This is a genomic window from Tahibacter amnicola (assembly GCF_025398735.1).
Lineage (GTDB): Bacteria > Pseudomonadota > Gammaproteobacteria > Xanthomonadales > Rhodanobacteraceae > Tahibacter > Tahibacter amnicola.
Genome location: NZ_CP104694.1, coordinates 803,639 through 820,925 on the forward strand (window position 1 = coordinate 803,639; position 17,287 = coordinate 820,925).

The following is a 17,287-nucleotide window of genomic DNA, read 5'->3' on the forward strand; positions in this document are numbered from 1 at the left end:
TTTGGCTATGCTGGACCCGACGCACCCGGCCCCGGACAGGCGGTGCGGCCTCATCCCAAGGAAACCTCGCAGGAGCACGCCATGAGCCCGAAAGTGATCGTCCTTGCCCTGGGTCTTGCCGGTGTCGCCGTTGGCGCATCGGCGGCCGAGCCGCCCGCCAAGGCGGACGCGTCGGCGCTACCCGCCGCGTTGCCGCCGCCATCGCTGGAAGACCCCGGCGTCAAAACCGCCCCGGAGCCGGCCGCGACCGCCGACACCCCGGCCGCGGGCGCCGCCCGCAACAAACGCGGCGAAGCGGCGCCGGATGTGTCGATCCGCCAGGAAGGCGATGACACGATCGAGGAATATCGTACGTCCGGGCGCGTGACGATGATCCGCATCTCGCGCAAGGGCGGCGTGCAGCAGACCTTCATCGACACCGACGGCGACGGTCGTCTTGAAGGCAATCCGAAGGAAGGGCCGGTCGCACCGGTCTACTACAAACTGTACGAGTGGAATTAGGAGCGACTGTGAGCGGGCGCCACGCGCCCGCTCACAGCCAGTCGCGCGGAACGAGGTACTCGGCAAGGCGCGCTTCGGCGCTGCCGGGCTCGGGTTCGTACATGTATTCAAAGCGTACGCGCGGCGGAAGGCTCATGAGGATCGATTCCGTGCGGCCGCCCGACTGAAGCCCGAACAGGGTGCCGCGGTCCCACACCAGGTTGAATTCGACGTAGCGGCCGCGCCGGTACAGCTGGAACTCGCGTTCGCGTTCGCCATAGGCGTGGTCGCGGCGGCGCTCGACAATGGGCAGGTAGGCATCGAGGAAGCCATTGCCGACGGCGCGGGTAAGGTCGAAACACCGGTCGAAACCGCCGTCGTTCAGGTCGTCGAAGAACAGCCCGCCGACGCCGCGCGTCTCCTGCCGGTGCTTGAGAAAGAAGTACTCGTCGCACCAGCGCTTGTAGCGCGGATAGACTGCCTCGCCAAAGGGGGCGCAGGCGTCGTGCGCGACCTGGTGCCAATGGCGCACGTCCTCGTCGAAGGGATAGAACGGCGTCAGGTCGAATCCGCCACCGAACCACCACACCGGGTCCGCATCCGGCTTGTGCGCCTCGAAGTAGCGCACGTTCATGTGCGTGGTTGGCACATACGGGTTGTGCGGGTGAATCACCAGCGATACGCCCAGCGCCGTCCAGCTGCGGCCGACCAGCTCCGGCCGGTGCGCCGTGGCCGATGCGGGCATTCGGTCGCCGTGCACTTTGGAGAATCCGACGCCGGCCTGCTCGAAGGTCGCGCCGTGTTTCATCACGCGCGAGCGGCCGCCGCCGCCTTCGGCGCGAACCCAGGTGTCTTCGCGGAACCGGGCGGTACCGTCGGTGTCTTCCAGTGCGCGGCAGATGCGGTCTTGCAGGTCGCGCAGGAAGGTTTCCATGCGCGTGATCGGTGCGGAATTCATGCGGTGTGCCGGGTTTTCGGGGGAGAGGCCGGCGGCGCGGTCGCCGCCGGCGCGGCGCTCGTCAGCTGCTGAGCAGGACGAGGTTGCCGTTGATGTCCGTCACAAGGTTCTGGATCCAGCCCAGGTAGTTCTTGTGGATGTACCTGGTTCCGCCCTTTTCCTCGTACTTGAGGTTTTCCGAGCCCAGGTAGGTGATGTGGATCTGGCGCTTGTCCCAGGTGATGTCGATGCGGGCGACATGGTCGCGCAGGTGCAGGGTGGCCTTGATGTCGCCGGCCTTCTCTTCGGCGACCGACCAGCCGCGGGCGACCAGGGCCTGCTTGACCGCCTTGCTCACCTGGGTGTCGGTGATGCCGGCGGGAATGGCGATGGGGTCGGGATTGACCAGCGGTGCCTGGCGCGCCGCCATCAGCAGGACCAGGATCGGCAGAAGCAAGAAAAGCCAAAAGCGATTACGCTGCATTGTAGACTCCATGTTGTCGGTGGGCGATCACCGGCCCGGGCCGCATGGTAGAGACGACGCCCGCCGCGGGCAATCGCACGGCAAGGCGCAGCGGCAGCGTTGCTAGCTCACCCGGTCGAGCATGCGCCGGTGGCCGATCAGGCGCGCATAGCGCGTACCGACCTCCAGCCACAGGCAGTAGCCCGATTCCATCGCAAGCCGCCCCAGGTCCCGCAGGCGCGGCCGCCACGGGGCTTCGGCGCCGATCATCTCCACGTCAAAGCCCAGCGACAGCGCCAGCAACCGGCACCGCTCCAGGTGGTAGCGGCTGGAAACCAGGGCGACCGGCTGCCCGGCGTCGGCCCCCAGCAGGATGCGGGCGTGGCGCAGGTTCTCCAGCGTATCGATCGAGGCGTCCTCGCACTCGATCTGGCAGTGGCGCGGCAGGCCCATCTGCTGCAGTGTCGCCAGGCCTGCCTGCGCCTCGGTCGGGCCCTCGTCGACCGTGCCGCCCAGCAGGAGCACGCGGCGGCGGGGATCGGCCTGGACCAGCGCATGGGCGCGGCACAGGCGCTGGACGTAGTCGGCGTCCGGCCCGGCGTTCACCAGCCGCTTGCCGAAGACCAGAATGACCTGGGCCCGCACCGGCGCCGTGGCGGCCGATCGCGCCGTGCGCCAGGCGCGCAGCCCGTACAGCAGCAACAGCAGGCCGCCCGTCGCGGCGCACGCCAGTGCGGCGGCCAGCAGCGAATGCCACACGTCGGGGTTGCCCAGGTGTTTCCAGCGGCTGGGGCGGGCCGGCGCGGCCGCGTCGGTCTGGGGATCGTCAATCATGGATGTCGTGTATGGTACGCGCCCCGCCGGGGAGGGGCCGGCGGCCCGCTGCCGGAGTGCGACGCGTGCCGCGAAAGCCCTGCGGCGCCGGCGACGCTTCCTGCGCAGAGCGCGTTGTATATTCCCCGCCGCTCGGTGAAGCAAGCCGTGATCTTCCACCCTCGACAGGTTCCCATCGCTTGCCCCAACGAATCCCTGCTCTCGCCATCACTGCCTATACCGCCACCTCGGCCGTCGGACACGGTACCAGCGCGCTGGCCCAGGCCCTCAAGGATCGCCGCAGCGGCCTGACACCCAATGATTTCACCACCACGGCGCTGGCTTGCTGGATCGGCCGCGTCGAAGGCGTGGAGGCGGTGGCGATACCACCGCAATGGGCGCACTGGGACTGCCGAAACAATCGCCTGGCCTGGCTGGGACTGCACCAGGACGGCCTGCGCGACGCCTGCACCGACCTGCTGCGCCGGCACGGAGCGCGCCGCGTCGCGCTGGTGCTCGGCACCTCGACCGCGAGCATTGGCGCGACCGAAGCGGGTTATCGCACGCTCGATGCGCAGGGCGCTTTTGCGCCGGCCTTCCGGGATCCGATGCTGCATACGCCCCATTCCCTGGCGGCCTTCGTACAGGCGGTGCTGGGTACCCGGGGACCGGTCGCAACGGTGGCGACCGCGTGCTCGTCGAGCGCGAAGGTGTTCGCGCAGGCCGAGCGCCTGATCCGCCTGGGATGGGCGGACGCCGCCATCGTGGGGGGCGTCGATACGCTCTGCGACAGCGTGTTGTTCGGCTTTAATGCGTTGCAGCTCGTGTCGCCGGACCCGTGCCGGCCGTTCGATGCGGCTCGCAGCGGCATTTCGATCGGCGAGGCTGCCGGGTTTGCGATCCTGGAGCGTGCCGACGCGGCACCGTCCGCGCCGCGGCTGATCGGCTGGGGGGAATCGAGCGATGCGCACCACATGTCCTCGCCGCACCCGGAAGGCCTTGGTGCGCGCCTGGCCATTACCGATGCGCTGGCGCGGGCCGGCCTGGGGACCGAACAAGTGGATTATGTGAATATGCACGGGACGGCCACGCCTGCCAACGACGCGGTCGAAGCGGCAGTGGTCGCGGCCATGTTCCCCGCCACCACGCGCGCCAGCTCGACCAAGGGATGGACGGGTCACGCGCTGGGCGCCGCGGGTATTGTCGAAGCGGTTGCCACGCTCACGGCGATGCGCGAGGGGTTCGTGCCGGGCAGTCTCCATTGCACGCATCCGGATCGGGCCTGCGGCCCGCAGCTGGCCCTGGGTAATGAGACGCGCGACATCCAGGTGGCACTGTCCAATTCATTTGGTTTTGGCGGTAACAACGCGGCGCTGCTGTTTGGCCAGGGAGATCCCGCATGAGCCTGGCCTGTCACCTGCGCGTGAGTGGCGTCGGCCTGTGTGGGCCAGGATTACCCGGTTGGCCGGCCAGTATCGACGCACTGCGGGGCGCGGCCGAGCCGGACGAGCGGATCCTTCAGCGGCCGGCGCCGCCCCTGCTTCCCGCCGCGGAACGCCGGCGGGCGCCCGACAGCGTGCTCTACGCGGCGCAGGCGGCGTCGGAAGCCTGCGCCATGGCGGGCGCCGATCCGGCGCTGCTGCCGTGCATTTTCGGCTCCAGCCAGGGCGATATCGCCATCACGGACTACATGTGCGCCACGCTGGCGAGCGCGCCGCTCGAGCTGTCGCCGACCAAGTTCCACAATTCCGTTCACAACGCCGCCGTCGGCTACTGGAGCATCGCGACCGGATGCCGCGCGCCGTCGACCGCGCTGAGCGCCTGGAGCGACACTTTCGGCGCTGCCCTGCTCGAGGCCGCGTGCCAGGCGGTGGACAACGAAGACGCCGTGTTGCTGGCTGTGTACGACACGCCCTCGGCCGGGCCGATGAAGCCGGTCATTCCCTATGACATCGGATTTGCGATGGCGCTGGTGCTCACGCCGGACCGGCCCGGCGCCGATGGCACCCGGCTGGTGCTGGAGCGCTGCCAGGATGAGGCACACGCCACCGTGCCCGCTACGGACTGGGCACGGCGCTACCAGCAACGCAGTGGCGCGGCGGCCAGCCTTCCGTTCCTCGAGGCGTTGGCCGGGCACGCCAACAGGCGGGTGGTCGTCGGTGCCGGGCCGGGACTGTCCCTGGCCGTGGAGGTATCCCCATGAGCCTGCGCATCGGCGCCGTGATTCCGGCGCTGAACGAAGAGCGTGCTATCCGTGCGGTAGTGGAAGGTGCATTGCGCCACGCCGCGCCGGTCATCGTGATCGACGATGGTTCCACCGATGGCACCATCGCCGCCCTGGAGGGCTTGCCGATCGAGCTGATCCGTCACGACCGCCCCGGTGGCAAGGGCAATGCCCTGCGCGCGGGATTCCGGCGCGCACTGGAACTTCCCGTCGATGGCGTGGTGACGCTCGATGGCGACGGCCAGCATTCACCCGAGGACATTCCGCGTCTGGCCGCCGCGGCGGCGCAGTTGCCGGGCCATATCGTGGTCGGTGCGCGCCTGATCGGGCGCGAACGCCAGCCGCGCATCCGCCGCATTGCCAATGACATCGCCGACTGGGGCATCGCCTGGGCCGTCGGCCAGCGCCTCCTCGACAGCCAGAGCGGCCAGCGCTGGTACCCGCGCGATGTGATGCGCCTGGCGGTTGACGTGGTGCCGGAAGGCTTCGTGTTCGAGGCGGATATCCTCATTGAAGCGGCCCGCCGGCTGGGAACCCGGGTAGCCGCCATCCCGATCGAATCGCGCTATGCGGGCGAATTCCGCCGCAGCCACTTCAAGCCGCTGCGCGACTTCTGCCGCATCACCAGCCACGTGGTGGGCCGTGTGGTCGAGGCGGGTTCCGTGGTCCGCAGCTACCGGCGCGCGCGCGTCACGCCGATCCACCTGCTTGATTCGGAATAGGCTCCGGCTGGCTACCCGATACCGGCGTTAGCTGGTAGGTTTGGTGTTCGCGGTCGCGATGCCGCTACTGCAAGACGTCTTTCGACTTTCCTGGCCGAGATCCGTCGATGTCCCATAGTCCATTGCTGCTGCAGCTCATCGTCATCCTGGGCACGGCACGCGTGCTGGCACTGCTGCTGCGCTATCTCGGCCAACCCGCGGTGATCGGCGAGATGCTTGCCGGCATCATGCTCGGCCCCATCGTGTTCGGCGCCCTGGCCCAGGAGCTCCATGCCGCGCTTTTTGCCAGGGAAAGCCTGGGCGCACTGACGGGCTTGAGCCAGCTGGGGCTGGTCATCTTCATGTTCGTCGTCGGTGCGGAGATGCGCATGCCCACCGGGGTGCGCACGCAGATGATTGCGGCGACGCGCGTTGGCGTGCTGACGGTCGTTCTGCCGATGCTGCTGGGACTTGCCATTTCGCCCATGCTGCATCCGAGGTTTGCGCCCGACGGGGTGAGCTATTGGCCCTTCGCGCTGTTCATGGCCGCGTCGATGGCCATCACGGCGTTCCCGGTGATGGCGCGCATCCTCAAGGACACGCACATGACCCATACGCCGGTCGGCCAGCTGTCGCTGGCCTCGGCGGCCGTCACCGACGTGCTCGCATGGGTGATCCTGGCCCTCGTCGTAGCGCTCATTTCCCTCGATCACGGCTGGGTCGGCTTCGGCCGCACCGTCATCGGCCTGGTCGTGGTGGTCGGCCTGGCCTTCGGCGTGGTCCGCCCGCTCATCTCGCGCGTCCTGCAGCGCCACGCCAGCGACGGCAAGCCCGACGGCATGGTGCTCGCCCTGCTGCTGGTCATCACGTTTGTCTTTGCAGCGGTGACGCAGTGGTTGCAGCTGCATGCCGTGTTCGGGGCATTTCTGTTCGGTGCCTGCCTGCCGCGCGATGATCGCCTTCTGCACACCCTGGTCGAACGGCTCGAGTACATGGCGATCGTGGTCCTGATGCCGGTGTTCTTCGCACTGGCCGGGTTGAACACGACTCCGGATGCCTTTGGCGGCACCGGCTTCGGTGCGCTCGGCCTGATCCTGGGTGCGGCGATCATCGGCAAGATCGTGGGCGGGCTGGCGGGTGCGCGCTGGAGCGGCATGGATTGGCACTCATCCATGGCCGTGGGCTCGATGATGAATGCGCGCGGCCTGATGGAACTGATCGTGATGAAGATCGGCCTGGATGTCGGTGTGATCGGCAAGGAGATCTTCACCATGTTGATGGTGATGGCCATCCTCACCACGGTGATGTCCACGCCACTGCTGATGGCTTTCATGCGAGGGCGCCATCCGGGAAAGCACGCGGCCGGCGCCGCCCTGGGTGAGAGCCGGCAGTAAGCAATCAACCCGCAATCCAGACGAGGGCGCAGATGGATACCGTGCAGCGCGATGTCGTGATACTGGGTGGAGGACTGGCGGGGCTGTGCCTGGCACTGCAGCTGCGGCAGCGATTTTCCGACTTGTCGATCGAGATCATCGAGCGGCGGCGCCATCCGTTGCCGCTGGCGGCGCACAAGGTCGGCGAGTCCACGGTCGAAATCGGCGCGCACTACTTCGGCGAAGTGCTGGGCTTGCGCGGGCACCTGGATTCGGCGCACATCCGCAAGTTCGGATTCCGGTTCTTCTTCAGCGAAGGCCGGGAAGACCTGCCCGCACTGACGGAACTGGGCGTGCGCCGGGTGCTGCCCACGCCCAGTTTCCAGATTGACCGAGGCATCCTGGAAAATCACCTCGGCGAGCGCGTCCGCGCCGCCGGAATGGCGTTTCACGACGGTGCCGTCGTGCGCACCGTGGACCTGGCCACTGGCAACGAGGAACACCGCATCGGCTTCGAGCACGAGGGAACGATGCACCACCGGCGTGCGCGCTGGGTGATCGACGCCAGTGGCCGTGCCGGCCTGCTCAAGCGCAAGCTCGGGCTCGCGCAGGCCAACGGGCACGATGCCAATGCGGTGTGGTTCCGCATCGACGACAAGCTCGAGATCGACGCGTGGTGCAACGACGAGCGTTGGCGCACCGAATGCCAGCCGCCGGAGCGCTGGCGTTCCACCAATCACCTGTGCGGGCCCGGCTACTGGGTGTGGCTGATTCCGCTGGGGTCCGGCGCCCACTCGGTCGGTATCGTGTGCGATGCGGCGATGCATCCCCTGCACACCATGAACACCTTCGAGCGCGCGATGGATTGGCTTAGGCGCTTCCAGCCGCTGGTCTGGCGTGAATGCGACAAGCGCAGCGACAAACTGATGGATTTCCTGTTCCTGCGCGGCTTCTCCTACGGCTGCCGGCAAGTCTTTTCCGGCGACCGCTGGGCGCTCACCGGCGAGGCGGGTGTCTTCCTTGATCCCTTCTACTCGCCGGGCAGCGACTTCATCGGCATCAGCAACACCTACATCACCGAGCTGATTGCGCATGATCGCGCCGGCACGCCGGTGGCGCCGTATGCGAAGTTGTACGAGCAGTTCTACTTTTCGTTCTACGAAAACACGCTCTCCCTTTATCGCGACCAGTATCCGCTCTTCGGCGACGCGCAGATCATGCCGGTCAAAGTGATCTGGGACTACGCCTATTACTGGGGCGTGCTGTGCCAGATCGTTTTCCAGAACCGGCTGACCGACCTGCGGTTCCTCGGCGCGTTGCGCACGGACCTGGAATCGGCGAGCGCGTTGAACCTGCGCATGCAGGCCTTCTTCCGCGACTGGCTGGCGGTGAGCGAGGGCCGCAATCCGGCGGTGATGCTCGACCAGGGCCGTCTGGACTGGTTCCATGCGCTCAATGCAACCTTGCATGACGTGCTCGACCAGGCCACGGCGCAACAACGCATCCGCGACAATGTGAACATGTTGCAGAACCTGGCGGCCGGGATCGTGGCGCGGGCACAGCGGGCCTGCCCGCACCTGGCGGCCCCGGAAGACCTGGGTGATGCCTCCCTCGCGCCGGAACTCTTCGAGGGGCCCGCCTGGCAGACGGAAGGCGTGACGCGCTGCTCAAGCGGGCCCGCGTTCGCTTGACCGTGCCGGCGGCAGCGGGCTCAATGCCGTCATGAAACGACGACTGATTCCTGTCTGCCTGATGCTGGCCGCATGCGGCCAGTCCAACATGGCGCCGCCGCCGGAAAAATCCGCCGATGCGCCGGCGTTTTCCAACAGTCCGTCACGGGGTTCGGCGCGTGCGGGCAACTGGGCGCGGGCGAGCGCCGAGCACCAGGGCAAGCCGATCGTGTGGGAATACCGCGAGGATTTCCCGACGGAGAAACTCCAGCAGATGCCGCAGCTGATGGTGGTGTCGCTCTTCTACGAACCTTCGCGGGAGGATGCGCTGCCCAATGCCGGCCAGGAAGCGCGCTTTGACCTGGCGGAGGAACGCATGCGCGAACTGGCCAAGGGCAAGGCGGAACTGGTGGCAGCGATGAGCTGGAATCGCCAGCACGACTGGTATTTCTACGGTACGGCCCAGGCCAGCCAGGCGGAGTTCCGCAAGGTATTCGCCGACGCCGAACGCGTCGCCGGCACGGTCGAGGACGATGCCACCGGCAAGTTCTACAGCACCCTGCTCAAGCGCATGACCGGCAAGTAAGTTGCCGCGTCACCCCATGGCGCCGTTGATGCCGATCACCTGCCCGTTGATATAGCCGGCGATATCGCTGCACAGGAATGCGACCAGCGCGGCGACTTCCTCTGCCTTGCCCGCACGCCCGGCCGGCACCAGCTGCCGGATCTGCTCGGGCGGGAAACTCTCGCGCGCCATGCCGCCTTCAATCACACCGGGCGCCACGACGTTGACACTCACGCCGCGCGAGGCCATCTCGCGCGCAAGTGATTTCACCGCGCCGTGCAACCCGGCCTTGGCCGCGGCGTAATTGGCCTGGCCGCGGTTGCCGAGTACGGCTGCTACGGATGAGATAGCAACGATGCGCCCGTGCCTGGCACGGTTCATCGGCAGCAGCAGCGGCTGCGTGACGTGGAAGAACCCGTGCAGCGAAACATCGATCACGCGCGTCCATTGGGAAGGCTGCATGCCGGCCATGGGCGCGTCGTCGTGAATGCCGGCGTTGTGAACCAGGGTGGTGACCGGGCCGGATGACTGGAGTTGCTCGATCGCGGCGCGTGTCTGATCGCCATCGGCGAGGTCGAAGGCAATGGCCTCGGCGGTGCCGCCCTGTTTGCAGATGGCGTCCACCACCTGTTGCGCCCGGTCCGGCGCGCGATTGGCATGTACGATGACGTGCAGGCCCTGTTGCGCCAGCGCTGCGCAGATCGCACCGCCGATATCGCCACTGCCGCCGGTCACCAGCGCCCTGCGGTTTGGTGCGTTCATGCCGGTTCCTCTGCCCCGCCCGCGCTGCGATTGACCACGGCCGCACGTCCCTGGGCCAGCACCCTGCCGGCGTGTTCGACGCGGAACCCGTATTGCCAGCTGTCGGGGCCGGCGAGGAGGCGTTCGACATAGACGTCCAGGTCACCGGGGAGATCGTCCAGCCGGGCCACCGTCAGCTGCACCTGGCGTAGCGCGACGAGGAAACCCGGCGCTGCCGTTTCGCCGGCGGCCCGGGCGCAAAGGCCGCCATGTACGGCCATGGCCTGGGCGCCGTACTCGCAGGCGTGCACCGCGCGCAGCTTGTCACCATTGCGCAGCGGGTTGTCCAGCCGCCGGTGCGAGGCACTGCGTGCGTGCAGGGTCTGGGCGTCCCAGGCGACGACCTGGTCGAGCAGGCACATGGCGCCCGCGTGCGGAATCAAATGTTCCCATTGGGATCTATCCACGGGATGGCACCTTCTGGCGTCCGGACAGGAGCAGCGCAAGGATGAAGTTCGACACGACGCCGATCGTGACAGTAACGCCGATCGCGCGCAGCACCGGCAGTGTCGACAAGGCCAGCAGCAGGAACACCAGGAAGGTGCTGGCGCTGCACACCAGGATGGCGTGCAGGGTGCGCCGTTGCTCGCGTTCGTCGTCCTCGACGTGTTCGAAAAAGAGGGCGTAATCCAGGCCCAGGCCCGCCGCCAGGATCAGCGCCACGAGGTGGAACAGGGTCAGGCTGACGCCGCCGGCGCGCAGGCAGGCCAGGATGACCAGCGTGGTGAGCGCCATCGGCAGCACCACGCGCAGGATGCGGCCGACCCGTCGCAGGGCGAGCGCAACGACGCCGACCAGCAGCACGGAGGCCACCGCCAGCGACCACAGGACGCGCGTCCGGTAGGCGGCCACCAGCGATTCGGAAGCCTGTTTGAGATCCAGCAGGCGCACCGCGCTGTCGGGCGTGGCGGCCAGCTGCGCCAGGGCCTGGGGTTGGTGCACGCCGATCAGGCTGACCAGCCCGATGTGGTGATCGCCACGGGACTGCAGGACGGCACGCAGCCGCAATCCCAGGGGGCTGTCGCTGAACCGTGCGGCGTCGACAGGCGCGGCGGTGCGTGCGGCTTCGACATCCGCGAGGAAGGGGGCGAAGAGGTCGGTCTTGAACGGCAGCTCCTGGCTTGCTGTCGCCAGCTGTTGCCGCAAGGTTGTCGCGTCCGGCAGGCGCTCCTGGCGGGCGCGCTGGGTGAACTGGCTGGGCAGGTAGCGCGAGGGCAGCTCATAGCCGTCCAGTGCGCCGGCGGTCTGCAGTGCCGCAAGCGGTGCGTCCAGCTGCTCGCTGCGGCGTAGCACGGTTTCCGCATCGGCGCCTTCGATCACCAGCAGGTAGCGCACGTCCGGCGCGCCCAGCTCGGCGCGCAGCGCGGCGTCGCGCTGGACCAGGGCGGGGGCAACCGGCGTCAAAGCCGCGAGATTGTTCTCCCAGCAGGGCGTGCGCCCGGCGCCGATGCATACGGCGATCGCCACGCCACCCACCAGCGGTGCCAGCCACCAGGGCCGGGGGAGGGCCGCGACCCGGCGCGACAGCTGGGCCAGGCGCGGCGACTGCGCCGCATCGTGGGGGCGTCCGCCGAGCAGGCGGGACAGACCATAGCGCGTGGTCAGTGCGGCCGTGGCAAGACCGACGATAGTGAAGACCGCCAGCTGCTCCAGACCGTCCACGCCCGAGGCAAGGAAGGCCAGGTAGGCGATGCAGGTGGACGCCACGCCCGTTGCCAGTGTCGGCCAGAGGCGACGCGCCACTGCCAGTGCAGAGGTGCCTTCGCGCAGATGGCTGAAGAGATGGATCGGGTAGTCCTGCGCCACGCCGATCAAGGTGAATCCAAACGCCAGCGTGATGCCGTGCGCGCCGCCGAAGAGCAGCGTCAGTGCCGCCATGCCGGCCAGGCCGCCAGTCACCAGGGGCAGGGCACCGGCCATCACCGTGCCGACCCGCCGGTAGGCCAGGAGCAGCAACAGGACGAAGCCGATCGAATCGACCCTGCCGATCCGGTTGGCCTCGGTGCTGGTCTGGTGATTGATCGCAACCGTGAATGCGCCCGGTCCGCTGATCTCCCAGCGCGCCTGCGTGCCGGTTGCCGCGTCGGCCAGGTGCCGTTGCAGCGAGGCCAGGGCCGCGGACTGGCCCGCCGGGTCGAAGCCCGCGGCCTGGGTTTCCACCAGGAGCAGGGCCGAGCGGCCATCGCGGGTGAACCAGACATCGCCGTAGCGTTCCGGTTCGGCCGGGGGCGCCCAGGCTTCGGCCAGGCGAAGCGTCTCCAGCGTGGGATCCCGCGCCAGCAGCGGTTTGATCCAGGCGCCTGCCGGCGAGCCCAGGTCTTCCAGCCGCTGCTGCAGTTCGTCGCGCAACTGGTCGGCGTCCAGCGGGTGTTCGTCAAATCGCGGGCTGAGCAGATACCTGTACGGCAGAAAGTCGTCGCCGACGGCAGACAAATCCGTATCGCCGTTAAGGGCGCGTACGAACCGGGCATCCCCGCGCAGCGCCGGCACCAGGCGTTTGGAAACCTCCGCCAGACGGTCCGGGGTATCCCCGTACAGGGCCAGGAGCAGCAGCCGCGAGCCTGGCCCTTCGCCGATCTCCTCCAGCAGCAGGCGTTGCTCCGGCGTGCGTGCCGGCGGCATGAAATTGCGCAGGTCGGTGCTGACCCGGAGTGTCGTCACCACGTAGGCGAGCAGCGCGCCCAGGACGCCCAGCCACAGGAGCAGCAGGCCGGCCCTGGCCCGGGTGCTCATGGGCTGGTCCGGCACAGCTGGTCGAGTGCCGCCGGGGTGGGGGTTTCCGCCAGTGCGTGGGCGGCGAGGGTGTCGACCAGCAGGAAGCTGCTGTCGCCGCCGGCTTCCTCGACGCGAAAGCAGCGTGGCGTGTCGCCGCTGCCGTCGATCCGGACCCGGGTGACGTGCTTGGAAAGGGCCGCATCCCGCGGCGCCAGATCCAGCTGCCAGCGCGTGGCATTGCCGGTGCTCGCCAGTGTGTAGCTGCGCGCCAGGCGCGCGGCGTCCCCGGCCAGCGTCGCGCCGAAGCTTTCCAGGAACCCGGCCAGCGCCGGAGCCCGCTTGAGCGAAAAGCTGCGGCGCGGCTTGCCCTTGCGCTCGATCGTCACCTGGGAACCGGCGATCCTGGTGGTCTCGGAATAGGGCGCAGTGACGCGTTTGACGAGGGTGCCGTCGGCGTCGTACGCAAGTTCCCCGGCAAGGAGCAGTGGTGCATCGAGCATCTGCACGAAGCGGATCTCGCGGTAGGGGGTGAGCGCCGGCGCGTCGCGCCTGAGGCGCGCGACCAGCGCCGCGGGATCCGGCGGTGCGGCCGACTCAGGCGCGGCGAGGCTCGCCGTTGGCGGCAGCAGGCACGTCAACGCGATCGCTATGCCAGAAATCATAGAAGTTGAACCAGTTATAGGGATCCAGGCGCGCATAGTGCTCCAGCCGTTCGGCATAGCGGGCGAGCCACGCATCCAGGCGCTGGTTGCGCTCGGTGCGGGGTATTTCTATACAATCAGAAAATGACTCGAAATACAGATCGTAGCGGTTGCCGCCGCGATACAGGCCGAAGCACAGCAGTACCGGTGTCTTGAGCACGGAGGCGATCAGGTAGGGGGCTACCGGCAGCGGTGCGGGCTCACCCAGGACCAGCGCCGTGCGCGTGGGTTCATGCGGGCGCGCCCGGTCGGCCAGCAGTGTCACCAGCGCGCCTTCTTCCACGGCCTCCTTGAGCGCAAGCACGATATGCGTGCCGCCGACCGAGGCATCGATCACCGTCGCGGCGATCGCCGGGTTGAGTGCCTGCAGCAGGTCAGTCACGGCGGGCGTCTGCGACTTGTCCAGCACGACGCGGACTTTCACCTCCGGCCGCTCGCGCGCCAGCACGCGCAGGATCTCGAAGCTGCCGACGTGCGAGCCGAGCATCAGGATTCCGCGCCCCTGTCCGTAGGCCTGGAGCAGCAGGTCCAGCCCGTGGACGTTGACCTGGAAGCGGCGGCAGTCGTCACTGGCCAGCAGGAAGACGCGATCCAGGATGACACCGGCGAAGCGGTGGATATGGCGCATCACATCCAGCGTGCGTGCGGGCCGGCCCAGCACGCGGGTCAGGAACGCGCGCGATGCCTCGCGTTCAGGGCCCCGGCGCCAGTAGAAATACAGGGTGATCGGATACAGCAGCAGGCGGGCGATTCCGCGGCCGCCGTACAGGGCGATCGAGCGGATCAGCCAGATCGCGAAACGACCACCGCCTTCGGGACGGTCGGTCCAATGCGGTTGGCTCATGCCAGCTGCACCTCGCCGGTGGCGATGACGCGATCGGCATGGCGCACGTGGAAGCGCAGGCGCCCGGCGCCGTCGGTCAGGTCCAGCTGCGCTTCCTGCCCGGGCAGCAGCGGGAGCAGGAATTTCACCTGCGGCAAGCCGGCGGGCGGCGTACCCCGCCAGCGTTCGAGCGCTCCGGCCACCTGGTCGAGGATCACCACGCCGGGAACGACGGGATTCCCCGGAAAATGGCCGGGCAGGCTCGGATGGGTCGCCGGGATGCGGAAGGATTCCTGGTAGGTCTGCGCGGACATGGCTTGCGGCGTTGAAAACACGGAACGTGATGCGGCGGGCAAGGATCGCGGGTTTGCGCCGCACCGGCAAGTCGAGCCGGATGCGCGAACGGCGCCGGCTCAGTCGGCCTGGTGGACGATGCTGCGCCAGTTGCGGCTCAGATTGCTCGCGAACTGGCGTGCGCTCAAATGTGGTAAATGCCGCAAATGCCAATGCCGATAGGCGAATTCCGCCGCAAAACACAGGGCAATCACGCCGTAGCTGCCGACGTGGCCGTACCAGATGAAGGTGTCGCGCGAGACCGCAAACGCCGGCGCGATCCCCAGGTCGTCGAGGATGCCGCCGGGCACGGCCAGCACGGCGCCGGCCAGCAGCACCAGGGCTTGCGCGCCCAGGACGATGGCCCAGGCCCAGGTCAGGCCCAGGGCGTAGCCCGCGACGCCGGGCAGGGCCAGGCGTTCCTCGCCTTCGATCGCGACGATCGCCCGCGCCACCAGCGGGCGGTTTCCGGGCAGGAGGGTCCGGGCGAAGAAGCCGGCGATGGCCGCGTTGATCAGCACCGGCAAGAGCAGCAGTGCGGCGTCCGCGTTGCCGTGGACGATCAGCGCGGCGCCGCCCGCGGCGCTCAGGCCCCAGAACGTCCAGGCCACGCGGCCGCCGCGGATCAGCGAAGGCCATAGCAGCACGCTCAGGAGTACCAGTCCCGCGGCGATGGACAGCACCGCGCGGCGCGTCACCAGTGCGGTGACCAGGAGCGGAAAATAGGCGATGAGAAGCAGGGCGAAGAGACGGTCGCGCCAGGCCGGCTGTGGCAAAGGGAGATCTGGCGGCATGCGGGGCAGGAACCTCGGGACAGGCAGACAAAATGACGCACGCCGGCCACGGCGCCCGCCGCGGCCCCGGCGGACGCGCGGCGGGCGCTATGATACGGGCGGTCTCGACGAGGCGGGAGTTCCCATGCAAGAAGTGCAAGGCGACGTGAAATCCGACGCGGTACTCGATTGTGATGTGCTGGTGGTCGGCGGCGGGCCCGCCGGATCGACCACCGCCGCGATGCTGCGGCAACGCGGCTGGCAGGTGGTGATCCTGGAGAAAGAACACCATCCCCGTTTCCATATCGGCGAATCCCTGTTGCCGGCCAATATGCCGATCCTGGAAGAGCTCGGCGTGATGGAGCAGGTGCGCGACATCGGGGTGCTCAAGCTGGGCGCGGACTTCCCGCAACAGGCCGACAAGTTCCACACTTTCCATTTCCGCCGTGCGCTGGGCAATACCAAGCCCTTCGCGTTCCAGGTCAAGCGCGAGGACTACGACCGCGTCCTGTTCGAAAACACCCGGCGCCTGGGTGCCGATGCCCGCGAAGGCGTCAAGGTTGAAAAAGTGGACTTTCTCCCGGGTGGCGGCTGCCAGGCCCGGTGCAAGGTGGAGACCGGCGAGGCGCTGACCGTGCGCGCCCGCTACCTCGTCGATGCCAGCGGCCGCGACACGCTGCTGGGCAACGCGATGAAGATCAAGGTCAAGAACGAGAAGCACCAGAGCGCGGCGATCTTCGCCCACTTCGACGGTGTCGAACGGCGTCCCGGCGAGGATGCCGGCAATATCAGCATCTACCGTTTCGAGCACGGCTGGTGCTGGTTCATCCCGTTGCGTGACGGCCTGATGAGCATTGGCTGTGTGTGTTTCCCCGGCTACCTCAAGCAGCGTCGCGGCCGCACCACCGAGTTCCTCCTTGACACGCTCAAGCAGATGCCGGAGGCCTGGGCCCGCATCGGCGAGCCGAAGATCGTCAACGAAGTCCGCGTCACCGGGAATTATTCCTATACCTCGCAGCGCATGTGCGGGCCGGGCTATGTGATGGTCGGCGACGCCTATGCCTTCGTCGATCCGATCTTCTCCTCCGGCGTGTACCTGGCCATGCACAGTGGCAAGCACGCGGCGGCGATGGTTGACGCGATCCTGCGCGATCCTGCGCGCGAGGCGGCGCTGCAGGCGGCCTACGATGTCCGCATCCGGCGCGGTATCCGTGTGTTCTCGTGGTTCATCTACCGCTTCAATTCGCCGGTGATGCGATCGCTGTTCGCCAATCCGCGCAACTACTGGCGCGTCGAAGAAGGCGTGATATCGATGCTGGCGGGCGACGTCTTTGACAGTGCCCCGGTGCTTGCACGGCTGCGTGTCTTCAAGACCTTCTACGCGATCGGCAGCCTGCTGGATTTCCGTCGCTGGTGGGCGGATCTGCGTGAACGCCGGCGGCAGTCGCGAATGGCCTTCGAGGGCGGCACGACGCCGGTGGATCCGGCGTGAAAACGCGGAGAGCCGGGCGCAGGACCATTGCCGCGCGAGGCGCGGCGTCGGCCATTGCCGGCCGCACGGTGCTCACCCCAGCGAGGCGCTCAGGTGGTGCGATTCTGCTCGATATGCGCCGACAGGGCGCGCAGGGAGCCGAAGATGCGCTTGTTGTCGTCGTTGTCCGAGCGCAGCTGGAAACCATAGCGCTTGGACACGGCCAGCGCGATTTCCAGTGCGTCGATCGAATCCAGGCCCAGTTCGCCGCCGAACAGCGGCGCTTCGGGCTGGATCTGGCTGGCGGTGACACCGTCCAGGTTCAGGCTGGCAACAAGCAGCTCGGCCAGCTCGTGCTCGGCAGGAGTAAGTTCCGACATGGGATCCGCTCAGGTCAGGGCGCCGTCGCGGCAGCCCACAGGGCCGGCGAGTGTATCATAGGGT

At 68.0% G+C, this 17,287-nt stretch carries 19 protein-coding genes; 8 read left to right on the forward strand and 11 right to left on the reverse strand.

The window, feature by feature from the left end; all coding sequences use genetic code 11:
- The first annotated feature begins 81 nt into the window (after positions 1–81).
- Positions 82–501 carry a DUF2782 domain-containing protein gene (locus N4264_RS03305; RefSeq protein WP_261695653.1) on the forward strand — a complete coding sequence of 140 codons (420 nt, stop codon included), beginning with the start codon at positions 82–84 and terminating at the stop codon, positions 499–501.
- A gap of 31 nt (positions 502–532) precedes the next feature.
- Here N4264_RS03305 and hemF read toward each other — a convergent pair whose 3' ends face one another.
- The 3 genes from hemF to N4264_RS03320 all read right to left on the reverse strand — a co-directional run bounded on the left by hemF (position 533) and on the right by N4264_RS03320 (position 2,714).
- Complete coding sequence (gene hemF / locus N4264_RS03310) at positions 533–1,438, reverse strand: oxygen-dependent coproporphyrinogen oxidase (protein ID WP_261695654.1); 906 nt, start codon at positions 1,436–1,438, stop codon at positions 533–535.
- Between the two features lie 61 nt (positions 1,439–1,499).
- A complete protein-coding gene (locus tag N4264_RS03315) occupies positions 1,500–1,901 on the reverse strand; it encodes an ApeA family protein (protein WP_261695655.1) in 402 nt (133 codons plus the stop codon).
- 102 nt (positions 1,902–2,003) lie between these two features.
- Complete coding sequence (locus tag N4264_RS03320) at positions 2,004–2,714, reverse strand: YdcF family protein (protein ID WP_261695656.1); 711 nt, start codon at positions 2,712–2,714, stop codon at positions 2,004–2,006.
- 179 nt (positions 2,715–2,893) lie between these two features.
- Between N4264_RS03320 and N4264_RS03325 the strand changes: the two genes are divergently transcribed.
- The 6 genes from N4264_RS03325 (at position 2,894) to N4264_RS03350 (ending at position 9,247) form a co-directional block, all read left to right on the forward strand.
- Entirely contained in the window at positions 2,894–4,096 is a 1,203-nt protein-coding gene (locus tag N4264_RS03325) for a beta-ketoacyl-ACP synthase (protein ID WP_261695657.1), read from the forward strand.
- Complete coding sequence (locus N4264_RS03330) at positions 4,093–4,896, forward strand: beta-ketoacyl synthase chain length factor (RefSeq protein WP_261695658.1); 804 nt, start codon at positions 4,093–4,095, stop codon at positions 4,894–4,896. The genes N4264_RS03325 and N4264_RS03330 overlap by 4 nt, the downstream gene beginning before the upstream one ends.
- On the forward strand, positions 4,893–5,639 hold the full coding sequence (locus N4264_RS03335) for a glycosyltransferase family 2 protein (RefSeq protein WP_261695659.1): 747 nt from the start codon (positions 4,893–4,895) through the stop codon (positions 5,637–5,639). The genes N4264_RS03330 and N4264_RS03335 overlap by 4 nt, the downstream gene beginning before the upstream one ends.
- Positions 5,640–5,746: 107 nt before the next feature.
- Positions 5,747–7,012, forward strand: a complete 1,266-nt coding sequence (locus N4264_RS03340) for a cation:proton antiporter (protein ID WP_261695660.1) — start codon at positions 5,747–5,749, stop codon at positions 7,010–7,012.
- A gap of 32 nt (positions 7,013–7,044) precedes the next feature.
- Entirely contained in the window at positions 7,045–8,682 is a 1,638-nt protein-coding gene (locus N4264_RS03345) for an NAD(P)/FAD-dependent oxidoreductase (RefSeq protein ID WP_261695661.1), read from the forward strand.
- A 31-nt stretch (positions 8,683–8,713) separates the two neighbouring features.
- Positions 8,714–9,247 (forward strand): DUF695 domain-containing protein, encoded by a 534-nt coding sequence (locus N4264_RS03350; protein ID WP_261695662.1) that lies wholly within the window; start codon positions 8,714–8,716, stop codon positions 9,245–9,247.
- Positions 9,248–9,256: 9 nt separating this feature from the next.
- Here N4264_RS03350 and fabG read toward each other — a convergent pair whose 3' ends face one another.
- The 7 genes from fabG to N4264_RS03385 all read right to left on the reverse strand — a co-directional run bounded on the left by fabG (position 9,257) and on the right by N4264_RS03385 (position 15,393).
- On the reverse strand, positions 9,257–9,988 hold the full coding sequence (gene fabG / locus N4264_RS03355) for a 3-oxoacyl-ACP reductase FabG (RefSeq protein ID WP_261695663.1): 732 nt from the start codon (positions 9,986–9,988) through the stop codon (positions 9,257–9,259).
- Positions 9,985–10,434, reverse strand: coding sequence for a hotdog family protein (locus tag N4264_RS03360; protein ID WP_473562898.1), 450 nt, complete (start codon positions 10,432–10,434; stop codon positions 9,985–9,987). Before N4264_RS03360 ends, fabG begins: the two co-directional genes overlap by 4 nt.
- The gene (locus tag N4264_RS03365) at positions 10,427–12,760 is read right to left on the reverse strand and encodes an MMPL family transporter (protein WP_261695664.1); all 2,334 of its coding nucleotides are present in this window, start codon (positions 12,758–12,760) and stop codon (positions 10,427–10,429) included. Before N4264_RS03365 ends, N4264_RS03360 begins: the two co-directional genes overlap by 8 nt.
- The gene (locus N4264_RS03370) at positions 12,757–13,404 is read right to left on the reverse strand and encodes a LolA-related protein (protein WP_261695665.1); all 648 of its coding nucleotides are present in this window, start codon (positions 13,402–13,404) and stop codon (positions 12,757–12,759) included. Before N4264_RS03370 ends, N4264_RS03365 begins: the two co-directional genes overlap by 4 nt.
- Entirely contained in the window at positions 13,337–14,287 is a 951-nt protein-coding gene (locus tag N4264_RS03375) for a lysophospholipid acyltransferase family protein (RefSeq protein ID WP_261695666.1), read from the reverse strand. Before N4264_RS03375 ends, N4264_RS03370 begins: the two co-directional genes overlap by 68 nt.
- Positions 14,284–14,580, reverse strand: coding sequence for an ApeI family dehydratase (locus N4264_RS03380; RefSeq protein WP_261695667.1), 297 nt, complete (start codon positions 14,578–14,580; stop codon positions 14,284–14,286). The genes N4264_RS03375 and N4264_RS03380 overlap by 4 nt, the downstream gene beginning before the upstream one ends.
- A 99-nt stretch (positions 14,581–14,679) precedes the next feature.
- Positions 14,680–15,393, reverse strand: a complete 714-nt coding sequence (locus N4264_RS03385; protein WP_261695668.1) for a xanthomonadin biosynthesis protein — start codon at positions 15,391–15,393, stop codon at positions 14,680–14,682.
- Positions 15,394–15,517: 124 nt separating this feature from the next.
- Between N4264_RS03385 and N4264_RS03390 the strand changes: the two genes are divergently transcribed.
- The gene (locus N4264_RS03390) at positions 15,518–16,864 is read left to right on the forward strand and encodes an NAD(P)/FAD-dependent oxidoreductase (RefSeq protein ID WP_261695669.1); all 1,347 of its coding nucleotides are present in this window, start codon (positions 15,518–15,520) and stop codon (positions 16,862–16,864) included.
- Positions 16,865–16,953: 89 nt separating this feature from the next.
- Here N4264_RS03390 and N4264_RS03395 read toward each other — a convergent pair whose 3' ends face one another.
- Positions 16,954–17,223, reverse strand: a complete 270-nt coding sequence (locus N4264_RS03395; protein ID WP_261695670.1) for an ApeE family acyl carrier protein — start codon at positions 17,221–17,223, stop codon at positions 16,954–16,956.
- Between the last annotated feature and the right edge of the window lie 64 nt (positions 17,224–17,287).